26 protein-coding genes and 1 riboswitch are annotated in these 25,508 nt (G+C 65.5%); of the genes, 12 read left to right on the forward strand and 14 right to left on the reverse strand.

Annotated elements, in window-relative coordinates; genetic code table 11:
• Positions 1-60: 60 nt before the first annotated feature.
• On the forward strand, positions 61-1,308 hold the full coding sequence (locus ACVWZM_RS20935; RefSeq protein WP_456854535.1) for a hypothetical protein: 1,248 nt from the start codon (positions 61-63) through the stop codon (positions 1,306-1,308).
• Between the two features lie 18 nt (positions 1,309-1,326).
• Here the strand turns inward: ACVWZM_RS20935 and ACVWZM_RS20940 are convergent, their stop codons facing one another.
• The 3 genes from ACVWZM_RS20940 to ACVWZM_RS20950 form a co-directional block, all read right to left on the reverse strand.
• Positions 1,327-2,319 carry an ABC transporter substrate-binding protein gene (locus ACVWZM_RS20940; protein ID WP_456854537.1) on the reverse strand — a complete coding sequence of 331 codons (993 nt, stop codon included), beginning with the start codon at positions 2,317-2,319 and terminating at the stop codon, positions 1,327-1,329.
• Between the two features lie 386 nt (positions 2,320-2,705).
• Complete coding sequence (locus tag ACVWZM_RS20945; protein ID WP_168858599.1) at positions 2,706-2,879, reverse strand: hypothetical protein; 174 nt, start codon at positions 2,877-2,879, stop codon at positions 2,706-2,708.
• A gap of 111 nt (positions 2,880-2,990) precedes the next feature.
• Positions 2,991-5,255 carry a TonB-dependent receptor gene (locus ACVWZM_RS20950; protein WP_456854539.1) on the reverse strand — a complete coding sequence of 755 codons (2,265 nt, stop codon included), beginning with the start codon at positions 5,253-5,255 and terminating at the stop codon, positions 2,991-2,993.
• A gap of 109 nt (positions 5,256-5,364) precedes the next feature.
• Positions 5,365-5,562, reverse strand: a riboswitch (cobalamin riboswitch).
• Positions 5,563-5,674: 112 nt separating this feature from the next.
• On the opposite strand from ACVWZM_RS20950, the gene ACVWZM_RS20955 reads away from it, so the two are divergent.
• The 4 genes from ACVWZM_RS20955 (at position 5,675) to ACVWZM_RS20970 (ending at position 9,795) form a co-directional block, all read left to right on the forward strand.
• Positions 5,675-6,718, forward strand: a complete 1,044-nt coding sequence (locus tag ACVWZM_RS20955) for a FecCD family ABC transporter permease (RefSeq protein WP_253638379.1) — start codon at positions 5,675-5,677, stop codon at positions 6,716-6,718.
• A complete protein-coding gene (locus tag ACVWZM_RS20960; protein WP_456854541.1) occupies positions 6,715-7,488 on the forward strand; it encodes an ABC transporter ATP-binding protein in 774 nt (257 codons plus the stop codon). Before ACVWZM_RS20955 ends, ACVWZM_RS20960 begins: the two co-directional genes overlap by 4 nt.
• 242 nt (positions 7,489-7,730) lie before the next feature.
• The gene (locus ACVWZM_RS20965) at positions 7,731-8,894 is read left to right on the forward strand and encodes an IS4 family transposase (RefSeq protein WP_456854543.1); all 1,164 of its coding nucleotides are present in this window, start codon (positions 7,731-7,733) and stop codon (positions 8,892-8,894) included.
• Positions 8,887-9,795, forward strand: a complete 909-nt coding sequence (locus ACVWZM_RS20970) for an ABC transporter substrate-binding protein (protein WP_456854545.1) — start codon at positions 8,887-8,889, stop codon at positions 9,793-9,795. The genes ACVWZM_RS20965 and ACVWZM_RS20970 overlap by 8 nt, the downstream gene beginning before the upstream one ends.
• A 172-nt stretch (positions 9,796-9,967) precedes the next feature.
• On the opposite strand, the gene ACVWZM_RS20975 is transcribed toward ACVWZM_RS20970, so the two are convergent.
• From ACVWZM_RS20975 to soxX, 8 genes are all read right to left on the reverse strand, one after another.
• Positions 9,968-11,008 carry an MBL fold metallo-hydrolase gene (locus ACVWZM_RS20975; protein WP_253588628.1) on the reverse strand — a complete coding sequence of 347 codons (1,041 nt, stop codon included), beginning with the start codon at positions 11,006-11,008 and terminating at the stop codon, positions 9,968-9,970.
• Positions 11,009-11,347: 339 nt separating this feature from the next.
• Complete coding sequence (locus tag ACVWZM_RS20980) at positions 11,348-11,803, reverse strand: DsrE family protein (RefSeq protein WP_057021234.1); 456 nt, start codon at positions 11,801-11,803, stop codon at positions 11,348-11,350.
• The gene (gene soxB / locus ACVWZM_RS20985) at positions 11,800-13,548 is read right to left on the reverse strand and encodes a thiosulfohydrolase SoxB (protein WP_057021267.1); all 1,749 of its coding nucleotides are present in this window, start codon (positions 13,546-13,548) and stop codon (positions 11,800-11,802) included. Before soxB ends, ACVWZM_RS20980 begins: the two co-directional genes overlap by 4 nt.
• Positions 13,549-13,582: 34 nt before the next feature.
• Positions 13,583-13,897, reverse strand: coding sequence for a hypothetical protein (locus tag ACVWZM_RS20990; protein ID WP_456854547.1), 315 nt, complete (start codon positions 13,895-13,897; stop codon positions 13,583-13,585).
• Positions 13,894-14,754 carry a sulfur oxidation c-type cytochrome SoxA gene (gene soxA, locus ACVWZM_RS20995; protein WP_057021235.1) on the reverse strand — a complete coding sequence of 287 codons (861 nt, stop codon included), beginning with the start codon at positions 14,752-14,754 and terminating at the stop codon, positions 13,894-13,896. The genes ACVWZM_RS20990 and soxA overlap by 4 nt, the downstream gene beginning before the upstream one ends.
• A complete protein-coding gene (gene soxZ / locus ACVWZM_RS21000) occupies positions 14,751-15,062 on the reverse strand; it encodes a thiosulfate oxidation carrier complex protein SoxZ (RefSeq protein WP_057021236.1) in 312 nt (103 codons plus the stop codon). The genes soxA and soxZ overlap by 4 nt, the downstream gene beginning before the upstream one ends.
• A 69-nt stretch (positions 15,063-15,131) precedes the next feature.
• On the reverse strand, positions 15,132-15,626 hold the full coding sequence (soxY, locus tag ACVWZM_RS21005) for a thiosulfate oxidation carrier protein SoxY (protein ID WP_168859289.1): 495 nt from the start codon (positions 15,624-15,626) through the stop codon (positions 15,132-15,134).
• A 33-nt stretch (positions 15,627-15,659) separates the two neighbouring features.
• Complete coding sequence (soxX, locus tag ACVWZM_RS21010; protein WP_051448082.1) at positions 15,660-15,950, reverse strand: sulfur oxidation c-type cytochrome SoxX; 291 nt, start codon at positions 15,948-15,950, stop codon at positions 15,660-15,662.
• 265 nt (positions 15,951-16,215) lie between these two features.
• Between soxX and ACVWZM_RS21015 the strand changes: the two genes are divergently transcribed.
• Positions 16,216-16,890, forward strand: coding sequence for a DUF938 domain-containing protein (locus tag ACVWZM_RS21015; protein ID WP_057021239.1), 675 nt, complete (start codon positions 16,216-16,218; stop codon positions 16,888-16,890).
• A gap of 6 nt (positions 16,891-16,896) precedes the next feature.
• Here the strand turns inward: ACVWZM_RS21015 and ACVWZM_RS21020 are convergent, their stop codons facing one another.
• Positions 16,897-17,769 carry a protein-L-isoaspartate O-methyltransferase family protein gene (locus ACVWZM_RS21020; RefSeq protein ID WP_057021240.1) on the reverse strand — a complete coding sequence of 291 codons (873 nt, stop codon included), beginning with the start codon at positions 17,767-17,769 and terminating at the stop codon, positions 16,897-16,899.
• A gap of 86 nt (positions 17,770-17,855) precedes the next feature.
• On the opposite strand from ACVWZM_RS21020, the gene ACVWZM_RS21025 reads away from it, so the two are divergent.
• The 4 genes from ACVWZM_RS21025 to ACVWZM_RS21040 all read left to right on the forward strand — a co-directional run bounded on the left by ACVWZM_RS21025 (position 17,856) and on the right by ACVWZM_RS21040 (position 22,667).
• A complete protein-coding gene (locus ACVWZM_RS21025; RefSeq protein WP_057021241.1) occupies positions 17,856-18,347 on the forward strand; it encodes a type II toxin-antitoxin system HicB family antitoxin in 492 nt (163 codons plus the stop codon).
• A 301-nt stretch (positions 18,348-18,648) separates the two neighbouring features.
• A complete protein-coding gene (locus ACVWZM_RS21030) occupies positions 18,649-19,893 on the forward strand; it encodes an MFS transporter (RefSeq protein WP_456854549.1) in 1,245 nt (414 codons plus the stop codon).
• Between the two features lie 172 nt (positions 19,894-20,065).
• The gene (locus ACVWZM_RS21035; protein ID WP_456854551.1) at positions 20,066-21,280 is read left to right on the forward strand and encodes an MFS transporter; all 1,215 of its coding nucleotides are present in this window, start codon (positions 20,066-20,068) and stop codon (positions 21,278-21,280) included.
• 223 nt (positions 21,281-21,503) lie between these two features.
• Entirely contained in the window at positions 21,504-22,667 is a 1,164-nt protein-coding gene (locus ACVWZM_RS21040) for an IS4 family transposase (protein WP_057015126.1), read from the forward strand.
• 84 nt (positions 22,668-22,751) lie between these two features.
• Here ACVWZM_RS21040 and ACVWZM_RS21045 read toward each other — a convergent pair whose 3' ends face one another.
• Complete coding sequence (locus ACVWZM_RS21045) at positions 22,752-23,186, reverse strand: helix-turn-helix domain-containing protein (protein ID WP_057019001.1); 435 nt, start codon at positions 23,184-23,186, stop codon at positions 22,752-22,754.
• Between the two features lie 82 nt (positions 23,187-23,268).
• Here ACVWZM_RS21045 and ACVWZM_RS21050 point away from each other — a divergent pair, with 82 nt between their 5' ends.
• Positions 23,269-24,132, forward strand: a complete 864-nt coding sequence (locus tag ACVWZM_RS21050) for a class I SAM-dependent methyltransferase (protein ID WP_456778590.1) — start codon at positions 23,269-23,271, stop codon at positions 24,130-24,132.
• Positions 24,125-24,622, forward strand: a complete 498-nt coding sequence (locus ACVWZM_RS21055) for a DUF2938 domain-containing protein (protein ID WP_456854553.1) — start codon at positions 24,125-24,127, stop codon at positions 24,620-24,622. The genes ACVWZM_RS21050 and ACVWZM_RS21055 overlap by 8 nt, the downstream gene beginning before the upstream one ends.
• 374 nt (positions 24,623-24,996) lie before the next feature.
• Here the strand turns inward: ACVWZM_RS21055 and ACVWZM_RS21060 are convergent, their stop codons facing one another.
• The gene (locus ACVWZM_RS21060; RefSeq protein WP_057018998.1) at positions 24,997-25,491 is read right to left on the reverse strand and encodes a VOC family protein; all 495 of its coding nucleotides are present in this window, start codon (positions 25,489-25,491) and stop codon (positions 24,997-24,999) included.
• Between the last annotated feature and the right edge of the window lie 17 nt (positions 25,492-25,508).

The raw sequence follows: 25,508 nt of genomic DNA on the forward strand, positions 1-25,508 counted from the left end.
GATCGACACATGCGGCATTAAATGCGGCGACAAAGCACGGCGGCACGGCGATGATCGGCCATGATCGACGCCAAAAAGCAGCTCCGCGTGCTGGTGTCGGAGGGCTCCAGCACCTCCGGCCGCGAGGCGGTCACGATCCTCGGACTGGCCGGCCATCACGTCGAGGTTTGCGACCCCTCGCGCTGGTGCCTGGCGCGCTACTCGCGCTTTGTCCGCAAATACCACCATTGTCCGCCGCTGCGGTCGGATCCGGCCGGCTTCCTGCGCTTCGTCGAGCGCCTGTTGGCGTCGCGGCATTTCGATGTGCTGCTGCCGACCCATGAACAGGGATTTCTGTTCGCCCGCGCCGCGGCGGGGCTGGCCTCACGTACTGGCCTCGCGCTGCCGGATTTCGCCAGCTATCGCGCCGTGCACAGCAAGGCCGGGTTCAGCCGCCTGCTCGACCGGCTCGGCCTGCCGCAGCCGCCGACCCGGATCGTGAACTCGGCCGAGGAGCTGCGCGAGGCGGTGCGCTTTCCCTCCGTTGTCAAAACGTCGGTCGGCACCGCCAGCCGCGGTGTCTGGTTCGTGCGCGACGCTGGTGATCTCAATCGCGCGCTCTACGACCTCGAATCCTCAGGCGATTTTGCCGGCGAGGTGCTGGCGCAGGATCTGGTCACCGGCACGGTCGAGAAGGCGCAGTCGGTGTTCTGCCACGGCACGCTCGTCGGCTTCCATGCCTACCGCCAGATTGCGGCCGGTGTCGGCGGCGGCGAGGCGATCAAGGAGAGCGTGAGCCGGCCGGCGATCCGCGCCGGCCTCGAGACCATCGGCGCGCATCTTGGTTGGCACGGTGCGCTCTCGGTCGACGTCATCATGCCGCTCGACAGCGCGACGCCGCTGCTGATCGACTGCAACCCACGGCTGGTCGAGCCGATGAACGCCTTTCAGTCGGGCGTCGATCTGGTCGACCTGCTGCTGCGCGTCTCGCGCGGCGAAACGCCGGCGCCGCTGGCCGAGGGGCGCGCCGGGGTGCGGACGCATCTGGCGATGCAGGCGCTGCTCGGCAGTGCGTCGCGCGATGGTACGCGGCGTGACCTGATCCGGGAATGCGGCCGCATCGCCGCGGGCGAAGGGCACTATCGGGGAAGCAGCGAAGAGCTGACGCCGGTGCGGCTCGACTGGCTCAGCGCCGTGCCGCTTGCGATGACGACAGTGCTGCTGCTGGCATCACCGCAGATCGCCTCATCGCTGGCGCGCGGCGGCTTTGGCGCGCATCTGCTCGATCGCGGCAGCATCAAGGCGATCGAGAATGGCGATTTCCGCTAGTATCCCTCCAGCGCGAATTCACCGCACGATCTTGTCTGCGCGCTTCAAGAGCTCCGGTGGAATCTCGACGCCCACGGCCTGGGCCGCCTGGAGATTGAATATCAGCTCTCGCTTGGTGACGACGCCGACTGGCAGGTCGCCCGGCTTCGCGCCCTTGAAAATCTTGTCGGCGAATGTCGCAAACTCGCGCCATGTATCGGCGACGTTGGCCCCATAAGTAATCACCCCGCCGGCGTCCGCCTGGCCGCCGGGAAACATTGCCGGCAAGCGGTTCTTGATGGCCAGTTCACCGACTCGTTTTCGATTGCTCCAGGGCACCGGCACTTCAAGGACCAGCAGCGCCTCCGCGCGCTCCTTTGCCATCCCGGCAATCGCGGCCTCCAGATCGTCCGCACCCTTGACCTTCAAGATTTGCGGCTCCAGCCCCTGGGCCTTGGCTGCGGCCTCGTTGGCGCGGTCAATCGGGGCGAGCCCGCGTTCATCCGCGCCGGGGATCGTTTGATCACTGAGAATCGCAACGCGCGTGATCCCGGGGAATGCCTCCTTCAGAAGCTTGAACTGGTCGCTGGCCTGCTGCGGATCGAGGTTGGTGAGGCCCGTGACATTGCCTCCCGGTTTTTCCATCGAGGCGACAAGCTTCAACGCGACCGGATCGGTCACGATCGCAAAGATCACCGGGATCGTCGACGTGGCCTTCTGCGACGCGACCGACGCCGGGCCACCGAGTGCGAGGATGACATCCACATTCGCGCCGACCAGCTCCGAGGCGAGACCGGGAAGGCGCTCGAGCTTCGATTCGGCAAATCGCGGCTCGATGACGATGTCGCGTCCTTCGAGATAGCCGCGCTCGGCGAAGTCGCTCAGAAGGTTTTTCTTGATGGAATCGAACAGCGGCGACGGGCTGCCGTTGACGAGGATTCCTAGTTTCCTGGGGGCCTGTTGCGCATTGGACGGATCGCACATCGACGCGATCATGCAGAAGACCGTGAGCACCGCCTTCGCAAACCTCATGGCACCGCCCCCAGCAAGGACCCAGCGTCCATGCGAGCCTAGCACGGCAACCAATCCGGAAGGGGGGGGCAGCCCATGACCCCGCTGCGACCTAATGTCTGCTTGGCGACGGCGAGCCGGGCTCGGCAGCTCGCGAGCTACGAGGCCGCCGCGCGCGACCCGGCGCGCAGCTGCGCGACCGTGCGCGTATCAGGGAGATCGGGGACGAAGCCTTTGACTAGCTCCATCCGCGTCGTCCCGGGCAAGCGCAGCGCGACCCGGGACCCATAACCATCGCTGGCGATTGTTGCGTATCGCTGGGGCCGCAGCCTATTTCAACAACCCAATCCGGTGGCAATGGGTCCCGGCCTTCGCCGGGACGACGTGAGGATGGATATCGCATAGCCTCACAACGGCTCGTCATCATTGCCGTAGCGGTCGAGCTTCGGCGTGGCGATGTCGCCGTCCTCATAGTACTCGTCGTCCTGCAACGCTGCGGGTGGCGGAGGCTTCTTCGACTTGTCGTCGGTCTTGTCCTTGATCTTCGTGCCGCCCTTGGTCTGCTTCCCGGCCTTGGCCATGCGTTTCCCCTGCGCGGGTCAAATCAGCTGCCGGAACTCTACCCCAGTTTCGGTGCGTTTGTAATGTTCGGAGACGGTGCGCGGGGCAGACCCGCCCCACCGGTTCACGCTCTAAAACGTCGCGCCGGCCTTTACCATGTAGGTGCGGCCGGGCAGCGGATAGGCCGAGAAGCGGCCTTCGGTGAACGTGCTCGCGATGGCGTAGTCGTAATAGAGCGCGTTGAACAGGTTGTTCACGCTTAGTGACCAGAAGAAGCGGTCAACTTGCCCGCTCAGCTTGATATCGGCGGTGGCGTTGCCGGGAATCCGGCTCTGGGTGTTGGCCTGATCGTTGTCCATGATGCGCGAACTCCAGGCCCGCACCGTGGCGTCGAACACCAGATAGTTCTGCCAGATATTCCAGGTGACGCCGAGATTGCCGGTGTAGCGCGACACCAGCGGCACGTCGTTGCCGGTCCAGATGCCTTCGCGGAACACCGCGCGGGTGATCGCCATGCCGCCGCGCAGGGTCACCGTATCGCTGAACTTGAGCGAGGCACTGGTTTCCGAGCCATAGCGGCGGGTGGGGTCGAGGTTGGTGTTGAAGAACAGCACCGGGTTGAAATGGATCTCGTTCTCGAGATCCATCAGATAGACGCTGGTCTGGACCTGAAACAGGTTGGTCTTGACCCGGAAGCCGCCCTCGACGTCCTGCGATGTCTGGGTCTTGAGCTGGAAATTCTGCGGGATCGGGGCGAAGGTCAGCGGATCGAACGACGGTCCGGATGCGACGCGCTCGTCGACATCGGGCGTGCGGAACGCGCGCGCCGCGCGGCCGAACACCGAGAAGGTGTCGGTCAGGCGATGCTCGGCGCCGACATGCAGGGCGTATTGCGTCTCGTTGCTGTCGAGCGGTGCCGCCTGCGTGTCGAACGCGAATGGCGCATTCGGGTCGTAGCGATCGCGCGCCGAGATGCTGGTATTCTGGACGCGCGCGCCGTAGGAGATGTCGGTCGTTGGCAACAGGCCCAGCGTATGTTGCCAATAGCCGGCCACGCTCTGCTGCTCGATATTGTAGATGTGGAACGGGTCGACGCCCTGATAGGCGCCGCGCGCCTCGCGGAAGCTCGAATCGTAATAGTCGATGCCGGTCAGGATCGTCGACGGCACGCCCAGCATCACATTCTTGACGCTGAGCCGCGGCGTCAGCGACCAGGTCTGCAGCGCGGCGTCATTGTAGGTCGAGGCGAAGCTGATGGTCGGCACCGTGCCGAAGAAGCCGCTCTGCGTCTCGCGCTGCCGCCAGCCGCCGTCGACGATGAGGTCGACGCCGTTCATCAGCGTCTTGGTGAAGCCGGCGGTGACGCTGGCGGTCTGCTGGTTGGCATAGTCGAAGGGCGTCGCGGCGCCGCGGCGATCGGTGAGCAGCTCGTTCACGCCGATCGACGGATCGACCAGCCGTCCGCCGGGTAGGCCGAGCTTCTGGTCGCTGCCGGTGACGGTCAGGAAGGCGGTGAGATCAGGCGTCGTGTAGTTGATGTTGCCGACGGCGTTGCGCTGGTCGAGCGCATTGTTGACGCGGTAGCCGTCCGACTTGATGCCGTTGCCGTAGAACGAGGTGGACCACGGGCCGGAATTGAGCGCCGCGGAGACCGCGGCCATGCGGGTGTTGAACGAGCCAACTCCGGCCTCGGCCCGCATCGTCGTCGGCGGGCCGCCGACGCCGGTCTTGGTGATGATGTTGACGACGCCGCCCACCGCGTTGTCGCCGTAGAGCACCGCGCCGCTGTTGCCGCGCGTGATCTCGATGCGCTCGATCGAATCGAGCGGAATCGTGGTGAGGTCGAAGCCGGCCTTGTCGACGTCGTTGAGGCGGCGGCCGTTGAGCAGGAAAAGGGTATTGTCGGTCGCGAATGCGCCGAAGCCGCGCAGGTCGACCGACGTCTTGGCGCCGTTCGGTCCGCCATAGGGCGTTTGCAGCTGCACGCCCGGCACCTGCGCGAGGATCTCGGGTAACGACTGCACCGGCGAATGCGCGATGTCGTCGGCGGTGATCACGGCCGAGGAGGAGCCGACAATGCCGGCGAACTGGCGGCCGCCGGTGCCGCCCGTTCCGGTGGCCACGCCGGTCCCTGTCGTGCCCGATCCGGCTCCGCTGCCTGTATTGTTGCCTTGCGAGGTGCCCGGCGCCGGGCGTCGCGGCGCCGGCGCTTCGTCAGCGGCCGGCCTGGCGCGCGTGACGTTCTGGTCGCCCGGCTTGGTGACTTCGATCGCCGGCAGCTGATCGGGAGCGGGTGCCTCCTGCGCCCGCGCTGCGGAGACAAGGATCGCCGGCGCGATCATCGTCGACGCGAGCAGAAGCGCGCGGCGCCGCCGATGGAAAGGGAAGGAGAACATAAGCAAGGCCTCGGCAACGTCAGTGGCACGTCACCGCGAACCAGTCTCACCATCGTGCTCACAGCATCAGGTGAAGCTCATGCCTGTACTCCCCGACCGGCAGCATCGCGTGTGACCACGGCTGACGGCAGGTCTCCTGGCTCGCGGGTCGTTACCCTTCGTCGCCTTCCCAGGACCGAGATTCCCAGTGGCCTGTGACGAAGGATTCACCGCATACAGTTGCGGGGGCAGCCGCGGCGTTGGGGAAGTTTCCCCGTACCGCATTCCCTTTTCATCTCATGAAAGAACCGTCATGTTCATCTAGGGTTCGGCCGGGTAGCAAAGTCAATCCGGCGGAAGTCGGGCGGCGGCCGCGCGGCCACGGTTTTTGTCGAGTGTCGCTTGTCTGCCACGGCGATCGCTGTAAGAGCATGGATCCGATGAGCGTGCAGGATTTTGCCTTGGCGGCCGAGGTCGCGGCGCGGCGCCGGTGGGGCGCCACGGCGGCGCTGCTCGCGCTCGTGGTCCTGTTGTGTGTGCTCTCGCTCGGCATCGGGCCGGTGCGGCTGTCGCCGCTCGCGGTGGTCGAGGCGCTGTTCGGCGGCAGCAGCGATGTGGCGCAGGTGATCGTGCGCGAGATCCGCCTGCCGCGCACCATCCTGGCATTTGCGATCGGCGGCATTCTCGGGCTGTCCGGTGCGGCGCTGCAAGGGCTGCTGCGCAATCCGCTGGCCTCGCCGTCGCTGTTCGGCGCGCCGCAATCGGCGGCGTTCGGCGCGGTGCTGGTGATCGCGCTGGGCCTCGCCGATGTGCGCTCCTACGCGCTGCCGGTGGTGGCGATCATCGCCGCGTTCGGCTCGGTGTTCGCGCTGCTTGCGATCGCCGGCCGCAATGCCGGGCTGTTGATCCTGATCCTCGCTGGGCTCGCGATCTCGAGCTTTGCGGGAGCCGCGACCGCACTGGTGATGAATCTCTCGAGCAATCCGTTTGTGGTGCTGGAGATCGCGTTCTGGCTGCTCGGCTCGCTGGAGGACCGCAGCTTCCAGCACGTGGCGCTGGCGCTGCCCTTCATCGTCGCGGGCGCCGCCATCCTGCTCAGCCAGGCGAGCGCCTTCCGCGCGCTGACGCTTGGCGAGGAGGCGGCGCAGAGCCTCGGCGTCGACGTCGGGCGGTTGCGGCTCTTCGTGATCACGGGCGTGGCGCTTGGCGTCGGCGGCGCGGTCGCAGTCACCGGCACGATCGGTTTCATCGGCCTCGTCGCGCCGCATCTGATGCGTCCCGTGATCGGTCACGATCCGGCGCGGCTCTTGGTGCCGAGCGCGCTCACCGGCTCGGCGCTGCTGCTCGCCGCCGACATCGCGGTGCGCATCATTCCTTCAACCTCGGACATCAAGGTCGGCGTGCTGACCTCGATCATCGGCGTGCCGTTCTTCCTCTATCTGATCATGCGCGAGCGCCGCGCGCTCGGCGGAGGCGTGGCATGACGCTGCTCTCCGCCGCGGCGCTCAATGCCTCACTCGGCAGCCGCAAGGTGCTGCACGATGTCTCGCTGTCGCTGCCGTCGGGCCATCTGGTCGCGCTGGTCGGCCCGAACGGCGCCGGCAAGACCACGCTGCTGCGTGCACTGGCCGGGCTGATTTCGTCGGGCGGCGAGATCCGGATCGGCGGCGATCCGCTGGCGTCGCTGCCGCTGCGCGAGCGCGCGAAGCGTTTCGCCTATCTGCCGCAGGGGCACATGGTGCACTGGCCGCTGCCGGCGCGCGACATCGTCGCGCTCGGCCGCTATCCGCACGGCGCGACCGATCCGGCGCGGCTGTCGCAGACGGATATGGAGGCGGTGCTGCGCGCCATGCAGGCGGTTGACGTCACCGAATTCAGCGATCGCCGCGTCACCGAACTCTCCGGCGGCGAGCGCAGCCGCGTCGCACTGGCCCGGGTGCTCGCGGTGGAGGCGCCGGTGATTCTCGCCGACGAGCCGACCGCCTCGCTCGATCCGCGCCACCAGATCGACGTGATGCAGAAGCTGCGCAATGTCGCCGACAGCGGCGTGCTGGTGATCGTGGTGACGCATGACCTGGGACTTGCCGCGCGCTTCGCCGATCACGTGCTGGTGCTGTCGGAAGGGCGGCTGGCCGCGCAGGGCGCGCCCGTCGAGGCATTGTCGGAGAGCGTCCTCGCTAGCGTGTTCCGCATCAGCGCCTATCGCGCCGAATTTCAGCGCGAGGTCGTCATCGTGCCATGGGCGGACGTGTGATGTGGCCACGGCCTCACCACGAGCTCAGTTCACCTCTCCCGCTTGCGGGGGAGGTCGCTGCGCTCGAAGAGGGCAGCGGGTGGGGGCTCTCTCTACGATATGGCTCGCGGCGAAACCCCCACCCCAACCCTCCCCCTGAAAGGCAGGGGTGTCCGGGGAATGATTCACTGTGTCGCGGTGCATGCTCGGCAGGACCGAGGCAAATCGGTCTTTTCTGGTTGTCGAGACACAGAGGGCCGAGCATGCGATATCGCGGTAGCATTTTTGGAAGGCTGCTTGAACCGATCAATCGACGGCAGTTTCAGACGGTTGTGGATCGTCTGGACGGGGATGCCTACGACAAGTCGTTCAGGAGCTGGGATCATCTGGTGGCGCTGATCTATGCCCAGCTTAGCGGCAACAGCAGTCTGCGCGGGGTAGTGACTGGCTTCAACGCCAATTCGCAGCATCACTATCACTTGGGAACCGGCAAGCTGTCGCGCTCGACGTTGTCCGATGCCAATGCCCGCCGTCCGATCGGCATTTTCGCGCAAACCTTTGCGGCGCTGTCGGCGATGGCGCGTCGCCAGCTGCGGAGTGAAGGCATGGAGATGGTGCGTCTGATCGACGCCAGTCCGATCCCGCTCGGCAAGGTCTGCAGTTGGGCGACGTGGAACGGCCGCATCCGCGGCATGAAGCTGCATGTCGTCTACGACCCAAGGAGCGATGTCCCGACCTGCGTCGAGATGACGGCCGCGAACGTCAATGACATCGAGATCGGCCGACAGACCCCAATCCAGCCCGCCACCACCTATGTGTTTGACAAGGGCTATTGCCGTTTCGACTGGTGGCAGAAGATCAATGATAGCAAGGCTTTCTTCGTTACCCGGGCGAAGACGAGCATCCGTCTTCGCTCGCTCAGGCATCGCGCCATCCGCAAGCGTAACGGGGATGGCTTCGAAATCCTTGCCGATGACGAGGTGAAGCTCACCAGCAAGGGCGATTCGCGCCTTCCAATCCCGCTCCGCCGCATCAAGATCAGACGCGAGAAAGGCGGCAAGATCACACTCCTGACCAACGACCCTGCCCGTAGCGCCGTCGAGATCGCCGCCCTCTACAAGAGCCGATGGCAAATCGAGCTGCTGTTCCGCTGGATCAAGCAGCATCTCGATATTCGCAAGTTCCTCGGCGCCAACGACAACGCGATCCGCCTTCAGGTGCTCGCTGCGATGATTGCCTACCTGCTGCTGCGCATCGCCGCTCACACCAACTGCATCAAAATGCTCCCGCTCAGGTTCGCCGAACTCGTCGGCCAGCTCCTGCTCACGCGTCGATCCCTCGCTGCCATCGACAAACCTCCGCCCATCAACCCCAGCCGTCGGAAATCAACCATCTCACCTGACCAGATGGAGCTCCGCTATGCCTGAATTTCCCCGGACACCCCTGCCGCAAACGGGAGAGGGGGCTCAGCGTCAGCGTGGCAGCCATCTCGCTTCGCTTCATCTTGGAGCGGTGGTCGCCATAGTGCTGTGGCTTATTTCCGCCGGTGCCGCGTTCGCCGCCGGACCGCGCATCGTCTCGATGAATGTCTGCAGCGACCAGCTCGTGCTGTCGCTGGCCGACCCGGATCAGATCATCGGCCTCAGCCGCTTCTCGCGCGATGCCTGGCAATCCTGGGCCGCGGAGAAGGCGCGAAACTTTCCGCGCTTGTCCGGCGAGGCCGAGGACGTGTTGCTGCTCAAGCCCGACCTCGTCGTGGTCAGCCTGTTCGACAAGCGCGCGACCCGTGATCTGTTGAAGGCCCACGGGCTGCACCTCGTCGAATTCACGGTGCCGCGCACGCTGGACGAGGTGAAGGACCAGATCCGCGCGATGGGCGATGTGGTGCAGCACCCCGATCGCGCGGAGGCCGAGATCGCGCGCCTCGATGCGGCGATCGCGCATGCGCGGGCGGCGGCAAGCGCGCATCATTACCGCGTGCTGCCGCTGGAGCGGCGCGGCTTTGTCTCGGGCGACCATAGCCTGGTCAGCTCGCTGCTGGCGGCAGCCGGCCTCGCCAACGCCGCCGGCGAACTTGGCGTCGGCGCAGGCGGGTTTGCTTCGCTGGAGGCGATCGTAAAACTGCGGCCGGATTTCATCCTGGTGTCGGAAGCCGGCGACCGCGCCGAGGATGACGGCCGCGCCTTCCTGCTGCATCCGGCGCTGGAGCGCTTCTATCCGCAAAGCAAGCGCATCGTGCTGCCGGAGCGGCTCACGGTGTGCGGCGGCGTGATGCTGGCGGATGCGCTGGATCGCCTGACGGAAGAGTTGCAGCGAGTGACGCAGTGACCTTCCAAACCCGTCATCCTGAGGAGCGGCGAAGCCGCGTCTCGAAGGATGCACGGCCCGGATACTTCCAGGAGTTCGCGGAAGGAGTGTGGCCGTCGACCTTCGAGGCTCGCTTCGCTCGCACCTCAGGGTGACGGTGAGATATTTGCGAGCGAGCTAAAGGGTTATGAGACTATCCCATCACCACCGGCCCGCCGGCCTTCTTCCAGGCGTCGATGCCGCCATCGATATGCGCGGTGTTGGCCAGTCCCGCCTTCTTCGCGGCGGCCACCGCCATCGCCGAGCGCTCGCCGAAGGCGCAGAAGAACACGACGCGGCGGCCGGTTGCGGCGGCGACCTCGCGCAGCATGCCGCCGGGCTGCAGGGTGGCGCAAATCCCCGGATAGGGCGCGTGCAGCGCGCCCGCGAGCGTGCCGTGCTTGGCCCGCTCGGCGCTCTCGCGCAAATCGACCAGAAGGATATCGGGGCGGCCGAGACTCGCGATGGCGTCGCGCGCGCTGAGGGAGAGGCCTTCCTTGGCGAGTTCGTCCTGGTGCAGGCCGACATGCATGTTGGCGGGCACCACGACGTCCATCAGCTTCGGGTTCGGCAAATTGAGGTTGTTCATCAGCTCGACATAGTCGTCGATCGATTTGACCTGCAGCCGCGGATTGTAGCGCTTCTCCTCGCCGATGGTGGAGACGGTGTCGCCCTTGTAATCATGCGCGGGGAACACCATGGTCTCCTCCGGCAGCTTCAGCAGCCGGTTGAAGATCGAATCGTACTGCGCCCGCGCGCTGCCGTTCTGGAAGTCGGTGCGGCCGGTGCCGCGGATCAGCAGCGTGTCGCCGGTGAAGACGCGGTCGCCCATTAAATAACTATAGGAATCGTCGGTGTGGCCGGGCGTGTACAACGCCTCGAGGCAGAGGCCCTCGATCGTCACCTTGTCGCCGTCGGAGACGCGCATCGACACCACGTCGGCCTTGCTCTGCTCGCCCATGATGGTGATGCACTGGGTGCGGTCGCGCAGCTCGCCGAGGCCGGTGACGTGATCGGCGTGCAGGTGCGTATCGACGGCCTTGACCAGCCTGAGGTCAAGTTCCTGGAGCAGCTTGCAGTAGCGATCGGCCTTCTCCAGCACCGGATCGAGGATCAGTGCCTCGCCGCCGGCGCGGCTCGCGAGCAGATAGCTGTAGGTTCCGGATACGCTGTCGAAGAGCTGGCGAAAGATCATGACGGCTTACCTATTCTCCGGGCCGAGGTCACATGGAGGATATTATTCCATAGATAGGGTCCGTTCAAAGCAAATCCATCCCCACCCCAGCCGGATCCCGTCACCCTGAGGAGCGCGCTCTTGCGCGCGTCTCGAAGGGTGGACGGCCCGGGTCTTTCCGCGAATGGGACAAGGCATCTGGGCCGTGCATCCTTCGAGGCTCGCTCCGCTCGCGCCTCAGGATGAGGGGATATGCATCGAGGTCGTGGAAGAGACGAAGTTACGGCCGCACGTAACTCCAGCCTGCTCCTGCGGGCGCGCGTTCGCGCGACCCGTTGGCTCGCAATGACGACGGGGCCGTTACGGCCGGACCAGCGTGTATCCGTTCTCGGTGAGCAGCAAGATCTGCGCGACGCCGACCTGCACGGGGGTGGCGGCGGCGATGTAGTCCGGCCGCTTGCCGCTGTCGCGTTCGATCGTGTCGACGGTGTTGAGGCAGATGTCGACCCGCGCGCCCTGCGCGACCAGGCTCTCGACCAGCTTGCGGTTCGGGTTGTCGGGCTTGAGCAGGTCGATGCCCGGGCCGAAGGCGACGATCTCGACCGCGACCTTGTCGGGGTCGTAGTGCTTCATCAGATTGTTGGCGACGCTGATGACGAGGCCTTGCTTCCTCGGATCGTTGTCGGAGAGCTGCAGCACGACCTTGTGCTCGGCGAACGGCTTGTCCTGCAACGGCGCCTGCTGGGCACGCGCGAGCGGCGTCGCCAGCGCGAGCGCAGCAAGGCCGAATGCCGCGATCAGCGCGCGGCGCGTCATCCGTGCCTCGCGATGCCCGGGTTGTCCTCGACGCCTTTCAGCGTCACGCCGGGTTCGTCGCGGTTCGGCGGCCGGCCGGAGCGCAGGTGCCTGGCGACGACATCCCAGATCGGCGCGCCGCTCTGCTGGTTGACCGAGGCCCAGCCTGCGACCTTGTAGTGCTTGCCGGCTTCGAGACGCTTGCCGTTGCCCAACTTCAGCTCGGAAATGCGCTTGCCGACAGTCTCGGCCGGCGTGCAGGTGTAGGCGAGGCCGCCGACGCGAACCATGTCGCCGCCCTGCTGATAATAGGGATCGACGTTGAACAGATTGTCGCAGACGTCTTCCAGCACATCCTTGATCTGGCTGCCCGTCATCTTGGCGACGTAGGTCTCCGGATAGGTGATCGCGGTTTCCGACAGCACGTCTTCCATGGTTAGCGGCTGGCCGGCGAGCGTGGTGATGCCCCAGCGGAAGCCCGGCGACAGCGCGATCTCGGCGTCGAGCTCGTTCAGCAGCGCATCGCAGATCAACTGGTCGACGGTGCCGGAGAAATTGCCGCGGCGGTAGAGCAGCCGGTCGGCCGAGGCCAGCTTGGTGTTCCATTCGTCGGCATGCGGATCGCGCATCTTGTCGATCAGCGTCTGCATCGCAGGATCGGGCTTCAGCAATTCGGCGAACACCGGCAGCAGCCGGTAGCGGACGTTGGCGACCTTGCCCTTGGCAAGATCGAGATCGAGCACGCCGATGAACTTGCCGTTGGAGCCGGCATTGGTCACCAGCGTGACGCCGCCGGCATTGGTCACCGTGATCGGGATCGGGATCGCGTCGTGGGTGTGGCCGCCGAGGATGACGTCGATGCCGGTGACGCGGCTGGCGAGCTTGAGGTCGACATCCATGCCGTTATGTGACAGCAGGATCACCGCCTCGACCTTGTCGTTGTTGCGATGGCCGTCGACGAGCTTCTGCAGCTCCTCGTCGCGGATGCCGAACTTCCAGTCCGGCGTGAAGCGCTTCGGATGCGCGATCGGCACGTAGGGGAAGGCCTGGCCGATGATCGCAACGCGATGGCCGCCGATCTCCTTGATGAAGGACGGCTTGAACACCCGTCCCGAAGCCGGGTCGAACGCCTTGGCGTCGTTGAACGCGGCTTCCTCGGTCAGGAACACGTTCTGCGCCAGGAACTCGCCCTTGAAGCGGGAGAGGTTGTCGCGCAGCACCTGCTCGCCATAGGTGAATTCCCAGTGCCCGGTCATCGCCTCGATGCCGAGCAGATTGGCGGCCTCCACCATGTCGGCGCCGTTCATGGCGTTGGCGAGCGCCGAGCCCTGCCAGAGGTCGCCGCCGTCGAGCAGGATCGAACGCTTTTCGCCGACATCGGCGCGCAGCTTGTCGACCAGTGTCTTCAGGTGGGCGAAGCCGCCGAGCCGGCCGAAGCGGCCGGCGGCCTTCTCGAATTCGACGCAGGTGAAGGCATAGGCGTCGGCGCTGTCGGGCCGGATGCCGAAGCGGTCGAGGAAGGCCTTGCCGACGAGGTGCGGCGGCTGGCCGGCCATCGCGCCGACGCCGAGATTGACGCCGGGCTCGCGGAAGAACACCGGCTTCAGCTGCGCATGCGTATCGGTCATGTGCAGGATGCGGGCGTTGCCGAACCGCTCGAGGTCGTAGACGCTGGCGGTATCGGCGCTGCGCGCAAGGCGCGGCAGACCGGCCGTCAGCGTTGCGGCGGCCGCAGCTTTCAGGAATTCCCGGCGGCGGATGATCATCATTCTCTCCGCGCGGCCCCTGGCCTGCGCGCTCTTAACGAACTTCCATGTCCTTCCAGCGTTCCTTTTCGCTGGTGGCCTGGAAGATCGAGGCCTTTGCCAGTGCCTCGGCCTCCTTGGCCTTGGCGACGGCGGTGTCGAAATCACCAGCCTCACCGGCCTTTTTTGCGGCAGATAGTGTCGAGGCGGTGGTGGTCCACTGATTGCGCAGGCTGCCTGCCTCCTTGTTGGCGGCTTCGGCGGCGGCGTAGGCGGCCTTGTAGTCGGCTTCGGAGGCGGCGAGGGCACAGGTCGCCGCTGCGATCAGCAGGGCTGATGCTGCGAGGACAGTTTTGATGGCCGCGCTCATGGCCGTGCTCCCGGACCCGAAATCGGCAGCCCGTTGCTGACATAGGACAGATAGTATTCGAGGTTGCGGTACTCGTCGTCCTGCGGATTGAGCGGCACGCCGCGGATCTGGCTGTTGCAGGTGGTGAAGCGGCGGCTGGTCGTGCCCATGCCGCTCCATTCGGAGCGGTAGATCGGCATCGCGTTCAGGATGCCGAGCGCCGGCGCCAGCACCTCGGCGCGGATCCGCTCGCCCGGGCTCTGGATGTGGCAGGTGGCGCAGGAGAAATTGAGCTGGCCGCGGCGGGTGTAGAAATACTCCTTGCCCTTCTGATAGGCCTCGAGCGCGCGCGGATCGTTCGGGATCTTGATGTCCATCGGCTTGCCGCGCGAGGTGAAGGCCATGTAGGCGGTGAGCGCCGCCATGTCGTCCTTCACATAGGAGAACGGCGCCTCGCCATTAGCTTCGCGGCAGCGGTTGAGCGCGAGCTCGAGCGTGACGACCTTGCCTTCCTTCTCGTCGAAATAGGGATAGTTCTGGCGGATACCGATGCCCTTGTTCGGGAAGCAGTCGGCGTAGGTCTTGCCGTTCTTGAACGGCGTCGCGAACATCTCTTTGCCGGCTTCGAGCGAGAACTCGTAGGGCGGAAACTGCTCCTTCTCCTCCCACTGCCTGTGCAGGTCCTCATTCATCGAATAGGGACCGTTGACGAAATCCTCGAGCTTCAGCTTGGGGAATTTGCTGGTGAAGAATTTCTGGAACGCGGCCTTGTCGGCGGCGGGATCGACGGTGTCGGCCGCCCGCGCGGCCGGCGCGAGCGCCAGCACGCCGAGCGCGAACGTCGCGAGTGCTGCACGGATTGCGAGGCGCCGCGTCATTGAATCTTCGCCGTGGCGGTGTCGGTCGCGCCCTTGTTGTCGACCCAGCTGACCTTCAGATCGTCGCCCTTCTTGCCGCCCTTGAAGGCGAACTTGACATAGGGATCCTTGGAGACGCCGCCGCCCCAGTCGGCGACGAACACCGGCTTGCCGTCATATTCGAAGGTGAGCTGCTGGATGAAATGCGGCGGAATGATCTCGCCCTTGGCGTCCTTGACGAAGCCGGAATCCATCGGATGCTGGATCAGAGCCTGCACCTCGGTGGTGTCGCCGTTTGACGTGGCGCGCACGCGAATGCTCGATGCCATCTGATTATCCCTATTGTTTGCGCATGATCTTGTCGGAAAACCGGTTCCCACTTTCCGGATCATGCGTACTCAGCCGCCGCAGCCGCCGACGGTGACCTTGATTTCCTTTTTGGCGCTGTAGAGCTTGCCGCCGGCCTCGACGATCGCGGTGACGTTGCTGGTCTTCGCCATCTTGATGCGGTTGGAGACGGTCGGCAGCGTGCCGGCCGGAATCCTGTATGAGGCGACCAGCGAGATCGGATTCTCGCTCACCAGAAACGAGATCGAGGTGACGTCGGCCAGCGTCGTGGTGGCGGAGATCGGCACCACCGCGCCGTTCTCGGCGATCTCCGGCGCATCCATCTTGATCTTGTCCGACGGCTCGGCGGTCTTGCCATAGAGCGCCTTGATCGCGTCGGCCTCGTTCTTCTGCTTGAATGCGTCTTCGGGATATTTGTCGTTGGCGGCGGCGAGCGCCTGCGGCACGTCGAACGGAATGCCCCCGAGGCCGATCAGCGCGGCGATGCCGGCGCCCTTCAGCACCATGCGGCGCGCTTTGAAAAATTCGGTGGTCGTGATGTTCATCGAAAAAAATCTCCTCAAGCGACGGTCGCGGCGTCACAGCGTCTGCAGGAAGTCCACCACCGCGTCGATTTCCTTCTCGCTCAAAATCCGGTTTCGGCCGAACGGCGGCATCACCGTCTGCGGATTGCGCTTGGTTTCGTCGGTCACGATCGCGATCAGCTCGTCACGGCTGTATTTGGCCTTCAGGCCGCTCAGCTCGGGGCCGATCGTGCCGGGCAGGTCGCCGCCCTTGATGACGTGGCAGGTCAGGCAATTGCCCTTGCCGCGGTCGAAGGCGAGCTTCTGTCCCTCGGCGGCGGACTGGGCCTGCGCGGGCGCGGCCATGGCGGTGCCTGCGAGCAGCGCCAGGACGAAGGCTGGCTTGGAGAAAGTGGCGATCAAGGACGTTTCCCGGGCTTCAATCTCGATGATCCCATCGCAATATAAAGAGTGGAAAGCACAAAGGCCATCGGCTGGCAACACGGAGAATAGGCGCGTTGCGACGGGGTTAATGCCACAGGGGCAGTCCGGCACTGGAGCGCATGTCCTGCGCCTTCCGCCTGTCATGTTTGTGCGGTTGAGATGCGGCTGAGGCGTAGGGAGAAGCGCGGTGGCGGAATTCGTGGCGGAGTTTGGCAAGGACGGCCGGCCGGTCGAGGCGGACGGGCGGCTCGATGCGCCGGCGTTCCATCGCAACCATCAGCCGATCTGGGCAGTTCTGAAAGATCACCTCGCCGGCCAATCCGGCGATGTGCTGGAAGCCGGCAGCGGCACCGGCCAGCATGTCGTCTATTTCGCCGGTCAGACGCCCGACATCACTTGGTGGCCGAGCGACCTCCATGCGGCGCACCTGCGCAGCATCGAGGCCTGGCGCGCGCATGCCGCCCTTCCGAACATCCGGCCGCCGCAGCCGATTGATCTGTCCGACCCGGCTTGGTCGCCGGTGCCGTCGGACGGCAAAGGTCCGGACAAACTGCTCGCGATCTTCTGCGCCAATGTGATCCACATCGCGCCGTGGCGCGTGGCCGAGGGCCTGTTCGCCGGCGCCGCGCGGCACCTGCGCGCCGACGGCCGGCTGTTGCTCTACGGCCCGTTCAAGCGCGGCGGCAAGCACACCGCGCTCAGCAATGCCGTGTTCGACACGTCGCTGCGCGAGCGCGACGCCGAGTGGGGGGTGCGCGATATCGCCGATCTCGAGACGCTTGCGGAGCGCGTCGGGCTCAAGCTCGCCGGCAGCTTCGAGATGCCGGCCAACAACATGATTTTGGTCTTTGCCCGCAAGTAGCCGCGCTCAATCGTAAGCCAGGCACCAGCCTGGCCCACGCAGCCAGCAACGTTCATCGGGGATCCCGGCGTCGCGATAGAGCTGCGTCACCTTCTGCCAGCCGCCGCGGGCGAAGGCTTCGGCGAGCGTTTTTTCGGACGTCTCGTCCCGGCCGCCGTCGCAGGGAATGATCGCGACCGGTGATATCCAGTCCGCCCGGTACGCTGCCTCCTCGCGCCGGATCCGGAACACGGCGCCGGATCGCGCCACCTGCTCCGGCGCGCCGCCCTTGAATCCCTCATCCGAAGTCAGCGGCAGGATCAGACGGCCGCCGGCGGCGAGCCCGTCGAGCCATCGCGCGACAGGCCGGGTGCAGCCGGCGTTGACATAGATCACGTCGGCGGACTCGAACGCGACCTGTGTGCCGTCGCCCTGGATGATCTCGACATTTGCGCAAGCGGCGAGATTGGCGCGAGCGTCTGCCGCAAGGTCCGGATCGTATTCGATGCCGGTCACGCGGCCGGACGGTCCGACCAGATGCGCGAGGATCGCGGTGTAGTACCCCGTGCCCGTGCCGATATGCACCACGTGCTCGCCGGCGGTGGGTGCGGCCTGGTGCATGAGATAGGCATGCAGCGAGGGCTGGCCGTTGTTGAGACGTCGCTCGGGTCGCAAGGCGACGAGATCGTTGGTGTAGAGATAGACCGGGTCGGCATCGGGCGTCGGCGCATAGTCGCGGCTCCACCAGCGCAGCATCATCCATGGTCCCGGGCCGACGAAGTCCTCGCGGCGAATGGCGGCGAAGGCCTCCGTCAGCCGCGGATTGATGGTGTTGGCGGCGGCCAGGATCTGCTTGGCATAGGCCGCGCGGACGATGCGGAGTTCGGCTTGCGGGTCCATTGCCGCGCGCTCCCACGATGTCGCGTGTTGTGTGATTTGACACACCGAGGTGTGTGAAATAGCATACTGCGGCGACGGAGGCCAGAATGAAGAGACGGCTTTATCCGGCCGTGCTGGAGCGCGGTCCGCGCGGCGCGTTCGGGGCGTGGTTTCCGGATTTTCCCGGCTGCGTCGCCGCGGGACGATCGCAGGAAGACGCGATCGAGCGCGCCGAGCAAACGCTGGCGCAAACCGTCGACGGCTGGGTCGAGCAAGGCAAGCCATTGCCGGAGCCGACCCCGATCGAGCGCATCGTGCTGCCGAAGGGCTCCGACGTTGCAGCCTTCTTCATGGTCGGCGTCGATCCGCCCGACCCGTCCGAGCGCGTCAACGTCTATTTGCCGAAGAGCCTGATCGCACGGATCGACAAGCATGCCGCCGGACTCGGCATGAGCCGTTCGAGCTTTTTTGGTTTCGCCGCGACGCTTGCGCTTGAATGGCACGTTCACAAGCCGCACCTCGTCGGGCCGCGCTCCAAGGTGCACAAGACCGGCGCGCTGCGCGCCGAGAAGCGGATGGGCAAGAAGCCGGCGCGGTAGGCGATCGATCATCGAGCAGCTCTCTCACCGTCACCCTGAGGAGGCCGCAGAGCGGCCGTCTCGAAGGGTCGACGGTCCGGCTGTTGGCCGTGCATCCTTCGAGACGCGCTACGCGCTCCTCAGGATGACGGTACTGATAGAAGTGCCGGGCTGCTGTGACGTCACTCTGTGAGAGCAAGCGATCCCCTCGTGCGCCTCCTGCATGGCGTACGTCCGTTTGCGCCGGTTGATCGGCCTCGACCCGCTCTCCATAGTGCGCCCGATTGGGGGCTCCCGCCGGGGCTTCGGGGCGGGACCACCGATGATTGACGTGACGGCTGCGGATGAGGCGAGCGACGACGCGCGGGCGCGCAGCAATGTGTGGCGGCTTGCGGCGGCGCAGGCGCTGACCGGCGCCAATTCGGCGGTGATCTTCGCCACCGGCTCGATCGTCGGCGCGACGCTGGCACCCGACGTCTCGCTCGCGACGGTGCCGCTCTCGATGTATGTGCTCGGGCTTGCCGCCGGCACGCTGCCGACCGGCGCGATCTCGCGCGCCTATGGCAGGCGCGTCGCCTTCATCATCGGCACCTTCTGCGGCGCGCTCACCGGCGCGCTCGGCGCCTGGGCGATCCTGCATTCATCGTTCTGGCTGTTCTGCGGCGCGACCTTCCTCGGCGGGCTCTACGGCGCCGTCGCGCAGTCCTACCGCTTTGCCGCGGCCGATGGCGCCAGTGTCGCGTTCCGGCCCAAGGCGGTGTCCTGGGTGATGGCCGGCGGCGTGTTCGCCGGCGTGCTCGGGCCGCAGCTCGTGCAATGGACCATGGACATCTGGCCGCCCTATCTGTTCGCGTTCTCCTTCGTGATGCAGGCGCTGGTCGCGCTGGTGGCGATGGCGGTGCTCTCGGGCGTCGACGCGCCGAAACCTGCGGCTGCGGACCTGCATGGCGGCCGCCCGCTGCTCGAGATCGCAAAGCAGCCGCGCTTCATCGCCGCGGCGCTGTGCGGCGTGATCGCCTATCCGATGATGAATCTGGTGATGACCTCGGCGCCGCTCGCCATGAAGATGTGCGGGCTGTCGGTCAGCGATTCCAATTTCGGCATTCAGTGGCACATCGTTGCGATGTACGGCCCGAGCTTCTTCACGGGCTCGCTGATCGCGCGGTTCGGCGCGCCCGTGATCGTCGCGCTCGGGCTGGCGCTCGAGGCGGTCGCCGCGATGATCGGACTGTCAGGCGTCACTGCGCCGCACTTCTGGGCGACGCTGTTCGTGCTCGGGATCGGCTGGAATTTTGCGTTCGTTGGCGCTTCCGCGCTGGTGCTGGAAACGCACCGGCCGCAGGAGCGCAACAAGGTGCAGGCGTTCAACGATTTCCTCGTGTTCGGCATGATGGCGATCGGCTCGTTCTCGTCGGGCCAGCTGCTCGCGCATTACGGCTGGAATGCCGTCAACTGGGTGGTGTTCCCGCCTGTGCTGCTCGGCCTTGCCGTGCTTTCGTTCGCTTCATTCGCCAAGCGACGCGCGAAATTGCGCGCGGTGGAAGAAATCCCGGATCCCAGCATCTAAAGCTTGTCGTTTGACCATGGTCTGTTCGGAAAACCGCTTCGCACTTTTCCGGACCATGCTGCTGCCAATTGCTGACACTTCGATCGGCTTCGAAATGATCCGCTTGCAACGCTGTTCACATCATGGGATCGGGTTGGTCCGGCCATGACGATGTGAGAAGCAAAAGCAAGAAATGGACGCATCCTCAGCCACGCTGCCTGATGAATCCTCGCTTGGCTACGAAGGCTGGCGCATCGTCGTCGTCTGCTTCCTGCTCGCGACCTTCGGCTGGGGACTGGGCTTCTACGGCCAGAGCGTCTATGTCGCCGAGCTGCAGCGGCTGCACGGTTGGCCGGCATCGCTGATCTCGTCGGGCACGACCTTCTTCTATTTGTTCGGCGCCGCGCTGGTCGCCTTCGTCAGCGAGGCGATCAAGGCGTTCGGCGCGCGCAGCTGCCTGATCGCCGGCACCTTTGCGGTGGCGATCGCAGCGGTTGCGATCGGCGAGGTGCGCGAGCCCTGGCAGCTCTATCTCGCCGATGCGCTGCTGGCGTTCGGCTGGGCCGGCACCAGCCTCGGCATCATCACCAACACGCTCGGCCTGTGGTTCGACAAGAAACGCGGCATGGCGATCAGCCTGGCGCTGAACGGCGCGAGCTTCGGCGGCATCGTCGGCGTGCCGCTGCTGGTGGCGGGGATCGGCACGTTCGGCTTCTCCGGCGCGATGATCGCGGCCGCGGGGCTGCTGATCGTGGTGATGGTGCCTGTCATCCTGATCTTCGTCGGGCAACCGCCGGTGCATCTGCACGCGGTCACGGCCGCCGCTGCCGACGCGCCGTCAGCGACCCAGGTGCGCAGCCGGGCGCTGCGCGACATCCGCTTCCTCTCGGTCTCGATTGCCTTCGCGCTGGTGCTGTTCGCCCAGGTCGGCTTCATCGTGCATCTGATCGCCTATCTCGATCAGGTAATCGGCCGCGAGCGCGCGACGGTGGCGATGGCGCTCTTGACCGCGATGGCCGTGGTCGGGCGCGTCTCGTTCTCCTTCGTGATCGACCGGCTCAACCAGCGGCTGGCATCGGCGCTGTCTTTTATCAGCCAGGCGGTCGCGCTCGCCGTCATCATCAATGTGCACAATGACGTGGCGCAGATCGCCGCCTGCGCGCTGTTCGGCTTCTCGGTCGGCAATCTGATCACGCTGCCGGCGCTGATCGTGCAGCGCGAGTTCGATCCGCGTGCGTTCGGCGTGCTGGTCAGCCTGATCACCGCGATCAACCAGATCACCTACGCCTTCGGCCCCGGCGTGGTCGGGCTGCTGCGCGATCTCTCGGGCAGCTATTCGCTGCCGTTCTACGGCTGCATTGGCCTGGAGCTGATCGCGGCGGCGACGATCATGGCGAAAGGGAAGTAGCTTTCCACCTCCCCTTGAAAAGGGGAGGTCGCTTTGCTCACAGAGCAAAGCGGGTGGGGATCTGCTCTCTCCGCTTGCAACATCGCCTGCGGCTGACCCCCATCCCGACCTTCCCCCTTTCAGGCAGGGGTGTCCGGGGAATGATTCACTGTGTCGCGGTGCATGCTCGGCAGGACCGAGGCAAATCGGTCTTTTCTGGTTGTCGAGACACAGAGGGCCGAGCATGCGATATCGCGGTAGCATTTTTGGAAGGCTGCTTGAACCGATCAATCGACGGCAGTTTCAGACGGTTGTGGATCGTCTGGACGGGGATGCCTACGACAAGTCGTTCAGGAGCTGGGATCATCTGGTGGCGCTGATCTATGCCCAGCTTAGCGGCAACAGCAGTCTGCGCGGGGTGGTGACTGGCTTCAACGCCAATTCGCAGCATCACTATCACTTGGGAACCGGCAAGCTGTCGCGCTCGACGTTGTCCGATGCCAATGCCCGCCGTCCGATCGGCATTTTCGCGCAAACCTTTGCGGCGCTGTCGGCGATGGCGCGTCGCCAGCTGCGGAGTGAAGGCATGGAGATGGTGCGTCTGATCGACGCCAGTCCGATCCCGCTCGGCAAGGTCTGCAGTTGGGCGACGTGGAACGGCCGCATCCGCGGCATGAAGCTGCATGTCGTCTACGACCCAAGGAGCGATGTCCCGACCTGCGTCGAGATGACGGCCGCGAACGTCAATGACATCGAGATCGGCCGACAGACCCCAATCCAGCCCGCCACCACCTATGTGTTTGACAAGGGCTATTGCCGTTTCGACTGGTGGCAGAAGATCAATGATAGCAAGGCTTTCTTCGTTACCCGGGCGAAGACGAGCATCCGTCTTCGCTCGCTCAGGCATCGCGCCATCCGCAAGCGTAACGGGGATGGCTTCGAAATCCTTGCCGATGACGAGGTGAAGCTCACCAGCAAGGGCGATTCGCGCCTTCCAATCCCGCTCCGCCGCATCAAGATCAGACGCGAGAAAGGCGGCAAGATCACACTCCTGACCAACGACCTTGCCCGTAGCGCCGTCGAGATCGCCGCCCTCTACAAGAGCAGATGGCAAATCGAGCTGCTGTTCCGCTGGATCAAGCAGCATCTCGATATTCGCAAGTTCCTCGGCGCCAACGACAACGCGATCCGCCTTCAGGTGCTCGCTGCGATGATTGCCTACCTGCTGCTGCGCATCGCCGCTCACACCAACTGCATCAAAATGCTCCCGCTCAGGTTCGCCGAACTCGTCGGCCAGCTCCTGCTCACGCGTCGATCCCTCGCTGCCATCGACAAACCTCCGCCCATCAACCCCAGCCGTCGGAAATCAACCATCTCACCTGACCAGATGGAGCTCCGCTATGCCTGAATTTCCCCGGACACCCCTGCCTTTCAGGGGGAAGGGGAATAAAGACCTGTCCCCGGATATCGCTTCCCTCATCCGGGCTACGTTCTACGACTTGCGGCGTGACTTCCGCGCCTTCTTCTCGCCGATCTTGCCGGCCGCCGCGACCCGCAGCAGGCGGCGGAAGGTCGGGCATTCCATGTGGCTCGGCGCCGGGCAGACGGCGGCGTGGCGCAGGCCGTCGCGCATCGCGTTGAGCCTGCGGATGGTGCGGTCGAGCTCGTCGGCCTTGGCAGAAAGCATTTTCCGGTCGATGCGCGGTCTTCCATCGGGCGCGAACATCCTTGCGATCTCGTCGAGCGAGAAGCCGGAGGCGCGCCCGAGCGCGATCAGCGCCAGCCGGTCCAGCACCGCCGGATCGAACAGGCGGCGCAACCCGCGCCGGCCATGCGAGGCGATCAGACCTTTCTCCTCGTAGAAGCGCAAGGTCGAGGCGCGCACGCCCGATAGCTCCGCCACCTCCGCGATATCGATGTCCCGCATGGCCCTTGACCTCAAGTTCACTTGAACTGGCAGTATCCAGCCTATCGCTTGCGTAAGGCAAGCATCAACAAGGACGAGAATCATGGGTGTCGCAGCGCAAGTCGACGACGAGCAGGTCAAACTCTGGAACGGCGCCGCCGGCCGCGCCTGGGTCGAGACGCGCGAGGTGCTGGAAGGGATGTTCAGGCCGCTTGAAGAACTGCTCGTTCAGGCGGTGTCCGATGCCGCGGCAAGCCGGGTGCTCGATATCGGTTGCGGCACGGGCGCCACAACGTTCGCCGTTGCCCAATTGCTCCGCCAGCAGGGGCATTGCACCGGCATCGACGTTTCCGAGCCGATGATCGCGGCGGCGCGCGCCCGCGCGGAGCGGGAAGGGCGGCCGGTCAGCTTCATCTGCGCCGACGCGCAGACCTATCCGTTCGCGCCCGCGAGCTTCGACATGATCATCTCGCGCCTCGGCGTGATGTTCTTTGCCGATCCGGTGCAGGCTTTCGCCAATCTGCGCCGCGCGGCCCGGCCGGATGCTGCGCTCCGCTTCATCGCCTGGCGCGGCGCCGCCGAGAACCCGTTCATGACGACGGCGGAACAGGCAGCGAAGCCGTTGCTGCCGGATCTTCCGCCGCGGCGTCCCGATGCGCCGGGGCAGTTCGGCTTTGCCGACCGGAAGCGGGTCGAAACTATCCTGGAGGATAGCGGCTGGGACGCGATCGCGATCGAACCGGTCGATGTCGCCCTCGGCTTTCCGGCATCACAGCTGGCCCACTATGTGAGCTGGCTCGGCCCGGTCGGGACGATGCTGCAGGCGATGGAGGAGCCGCGCCGCACGCGAGTGATCGAGACCGTGCGCGGTGCGTTCGATCGCTACATCCACGGGACCGAGATTCGCTTCACCGCGGCGTGCTGGATGGTCGCGGCACGAGCGCCGGCGGAGGCCGCGCATGGTTGAAGCCGCGGAATTTGTGGCGAGCGCGGTGCTGACCGGGATCGGTGCGACCGTCGTGATGGACATCTGGGGGATGGTTCGAAAGCGCCTGCTTGGCATCCCGTCGCTGGACTATGCCCTGGTCGGTCGCTGGCTCGGCCATCTCGTATCCGCTCGCCTGCGCCACGACCGCATCGCCGCGTCACCACAGGTCGTGGGCGAACGGATCATCGGATGGACCGCGCATTATCTGATCGGGATCGGCTTTGCCGGCGTGCTGCTTGCGATCTTCGGCCTCGATTGGGCGCGGCAGCCCACCATCGCTCCGGCTCTGATGGTCGGGATCGGCAGCGTGGCCGCGCCGCTCCTGGTGATGCAGCCCGCGATGGGCGCCGGCATTGCCGCGAGCCGTACGCCCCATCCATGGGCGGCGCGGCTGCAGAGCCTCGTGACGCACACGGTGTTTGGGATTGGGCGCTTTATGCGGCCGGCTGGCTCGCGCACCCGTTCCTGAACTCGTAGCCCGGATGAGCGAAGCGCAATCCGGGAACAGTATCACCCCACGGTGCCAACCCCGGATTTCGCGGAGCCTGTCATCGGGCGCGCGCTCGCGCGACCCGTTGGCTCCATCCGAGCTACCTCTTCACCTCCCCTTGGAAAGGGGAGGTCGCTTTGCTCGCAGAGCAAAGCGGGTGGGGATCTGCTCTCTCCACTTGCAGCAGAGCCCGCGGCTAACCCCCATCCCGACCTTCCCCCTTTCAGGGGGAAGGGGAAAGCACTCGTAGCCCGGATGGAGCGAAGCGTAATCCGGGAGCAGTATTACCTCATGGAGCGAACCCCGGATTTCGCTGCGCTTCATCCGGGCTACGAAATTATCGCCTTGCGGAATTACGTCGCACGCTGTTTCAGCAGGTCGTCCAGGTCCAGCCGTCGCGTGAACATCGCGAGCTTGCCGTCCGCGCTGCGCGGCCATTCGGCCTCGGGGCGATCCCAATAGAGCTCGACGCCGTTCTCGTCGGGATCGCGCAGGTACAGCGCCTGGCTGACGCCGTGGTCGCTGGCGCCGTCGAGCTCGATGCCGGCCGACAGCACCCGGTGCAGCGCGTCGGCGAGCGCCGGGCGGGTGGGATAGAGGATGGCGGTGTGGAACAGGCCCGTGGTGCCCGGCGGCGGCGGATGGCCGCCCTTGCTTTCCCAGGTGTTGAGGCCGATGTGGTGGTGATAGCCGCCGGCCGAGATGAAGGCCGCGTCCGCGCCCAGGCGCTGCTGCAGCTCGAAGCCGAGCACGCCGCAATAGAAGCCGAGCGCGCGCTCGAGATCGGCCACCTTGAGATGGACATGCCCGATCCGGGTGCCCGCGATGATGGGGGGATTCTCTGGCATGAGCGGACTCCGTTGAC

Source organism: Bradyrhizobium sp. USDA 4501, assembly GCF_054062115.1.

Bases quoted from the DNA above. Each gene is read 5' to 3' on its own strand.
- ACVWZM_RS20935 (WP_456854535.1), top strand. From the start codon at position 61: ATGATCGACGCCAAAAAGCAGCTCCGCGTGCTGGTGTCGGAGGGCTCC.
- ACVWZM_RS20940 (WP_456854537.1), bottom strand. From the start codon at position 2,319: ATGAGGTTTGCGAAGGCGGTGCTCACGGTCTTCTGCATGATCGCGTCG.
- ACVWZM_RS20945 (WP_168858599.1), bottom strand. From the start codon at position 2,879: ATGGCCAAGGCCGGGAAGCAGACCAAGGGCGGCACGAAGATCAAGGAC.
- ACVWZM_RS20950 (WP_456854539.1), bottom strand. From the start codon at position 5,255: ATGTTCTCCTTCCCTTTCCATCGGCGGCGCCGCGCGCTTCTGCTCGCG.
- ACVWZM_RS20955 (WP_253638379.1), top strand. From the start codon at position 5,675: ATGAGCGTGCAGGATTTTGCCTTGGCGGCCGAGGTCGCGGCGCGGCGC.
- ACVWZM_RS20960 (WP_456854541.1), top strand. From the start codon at position 6,715: ATGACGCTGCTCTCCGCCGCGGCGCTCAATGCCTCACTCGGCAGCCGC.
- ACVWZM_RS20965 (WP_456854543.1), top strand. From the start codon at position 7,731: ATGCGATATCGCGGTAGCATTTTTGGAAGGCTGCTTGAACCGATCAAT.
- ACVWZM_RS20970 (WP_456854545.1), top strand. From the start codon at position 8,887: ATGCCTGAATTTCCCCGGACACCCCTGCCGCAAACGGGAGAGGGGGCT.
- ACVWZM_RS20975 (WP_253588628.1), bottom strand. From the start codon at position 11,008: ATGATCTTTCGCCAGCTCTTCGACAGCGTATCCGGAACCTACAGCTAT.
- ACVWZM_RS20980 (WP_057021234.1), bottom strand. From the start codon at position 11,803: ATGACGCGCCGCGCGCTGATCGCGGCATTCGGCCTTGCTGCGCTCGCG.
- soxB (WP_057021267.1), bottom strand. From the start codon at position 13,548: ATGATCATCCGCCGCCGGGAATTCCTGAAAGCTGCGGCCGCCGCAACG.
- ACVWZM_RS20990 (WP_456854547.1), bottom strand. From the start codon at position 13,897: ATGAGCGCGGCCATCAAAACTGTCCTCGCAGCATCAGCCCTGCTGATC.
- soxA (WP_057021235.1), bottom strand. From the start codon at position 14,754: ATGACGCGGCGCCTCGCAATCCGTGCAGCACTCGCGACGTTCGCGCTC.
- soxZ (WP_057021236.1), bottom strand. From the start codon at position 15,062: ATGGCATCGAGCATTCGCGTGCGCGCCACGTCAAACGGCGACACCACC.
- soxY (WP_168859289.1), bottom strand. From the start codon at position 15,626: ATGAACATCACGACCACCGAATTTTTCAAAGCGCGCCGCATGGTGCTG.
- soxX (WP_051448082.1), bottom strand. From the start codon at position 15,950: ATGGCCGCGCCCGCGCAGGCCCAGTCCGCCGCCGAGGGACAGAAGCTC.
- ACVWZM_RS21020 (WP_057021240.1), bottom strand. From the start codon at position 17,769: ATGGACCCGCAAGCCGAACTCCGCATCGTCCGCGCGGCCTATGCCAAG.
- ACVWZM_RS21025 (WP_057021241.1), top strand. From the start codon at position 17,856: ATGAAGAGACGGCTTTATCCGGCCGTGCTGGAGCGCGGTCCGCGCGGC.
- ACVWZM_RS21030 (WP_456854549.1), top strand. From the start codon at position 18,649: ATGATTGACGTGACGGCTGCGGATGAGGCGAGCGACGACGCGCGGGCG.
- ACVWZM_RS21035 (WP_456854551.1), top strand. From the start codon at position 20,066: ATGGACGCATCCTCAGCCACGCTGCCTGATGAATCCTCGCTTGGCTAC.
- ACVWZM_RS21040 (WP_057015126.1), top strand. From the start codon at position 21,504: ATGCGATATCGCGGTAGCATTTTTGGAAGGCTGCTTGAACCGATCAAT.
- ACVWZM_RS21045 (WP_057019001.1), bottom strand. From the start codon at position 23,186: ATGCGGGACATCGATATCGCGGAGGTGGCGGAGCTATCGGGCGTGCGC.
- ACVWZM_RS21050 (WP_456778590.1), top strand. From the start codon at position 23,269: ATGGGTGTCGCAGCGCAAGTCGACGACGAGCAGGTCAAACTCTGGAAC.
- ACVWZM_RS21055 (WP_456854553.1), top strand. From the start codon at position 24,125: ATGGTTGAAGCCGCGGAATTTGTGGCGAGCGCGGTGCTGACCGGGATC.
- ACVWZM_RS21060 (WP_057018998.1), bottom strand. From the start codon at position 25,491: ATGCCAGAGAATCCCCCCATCATCGCGGGCACCCGGATCGGGCATGTC.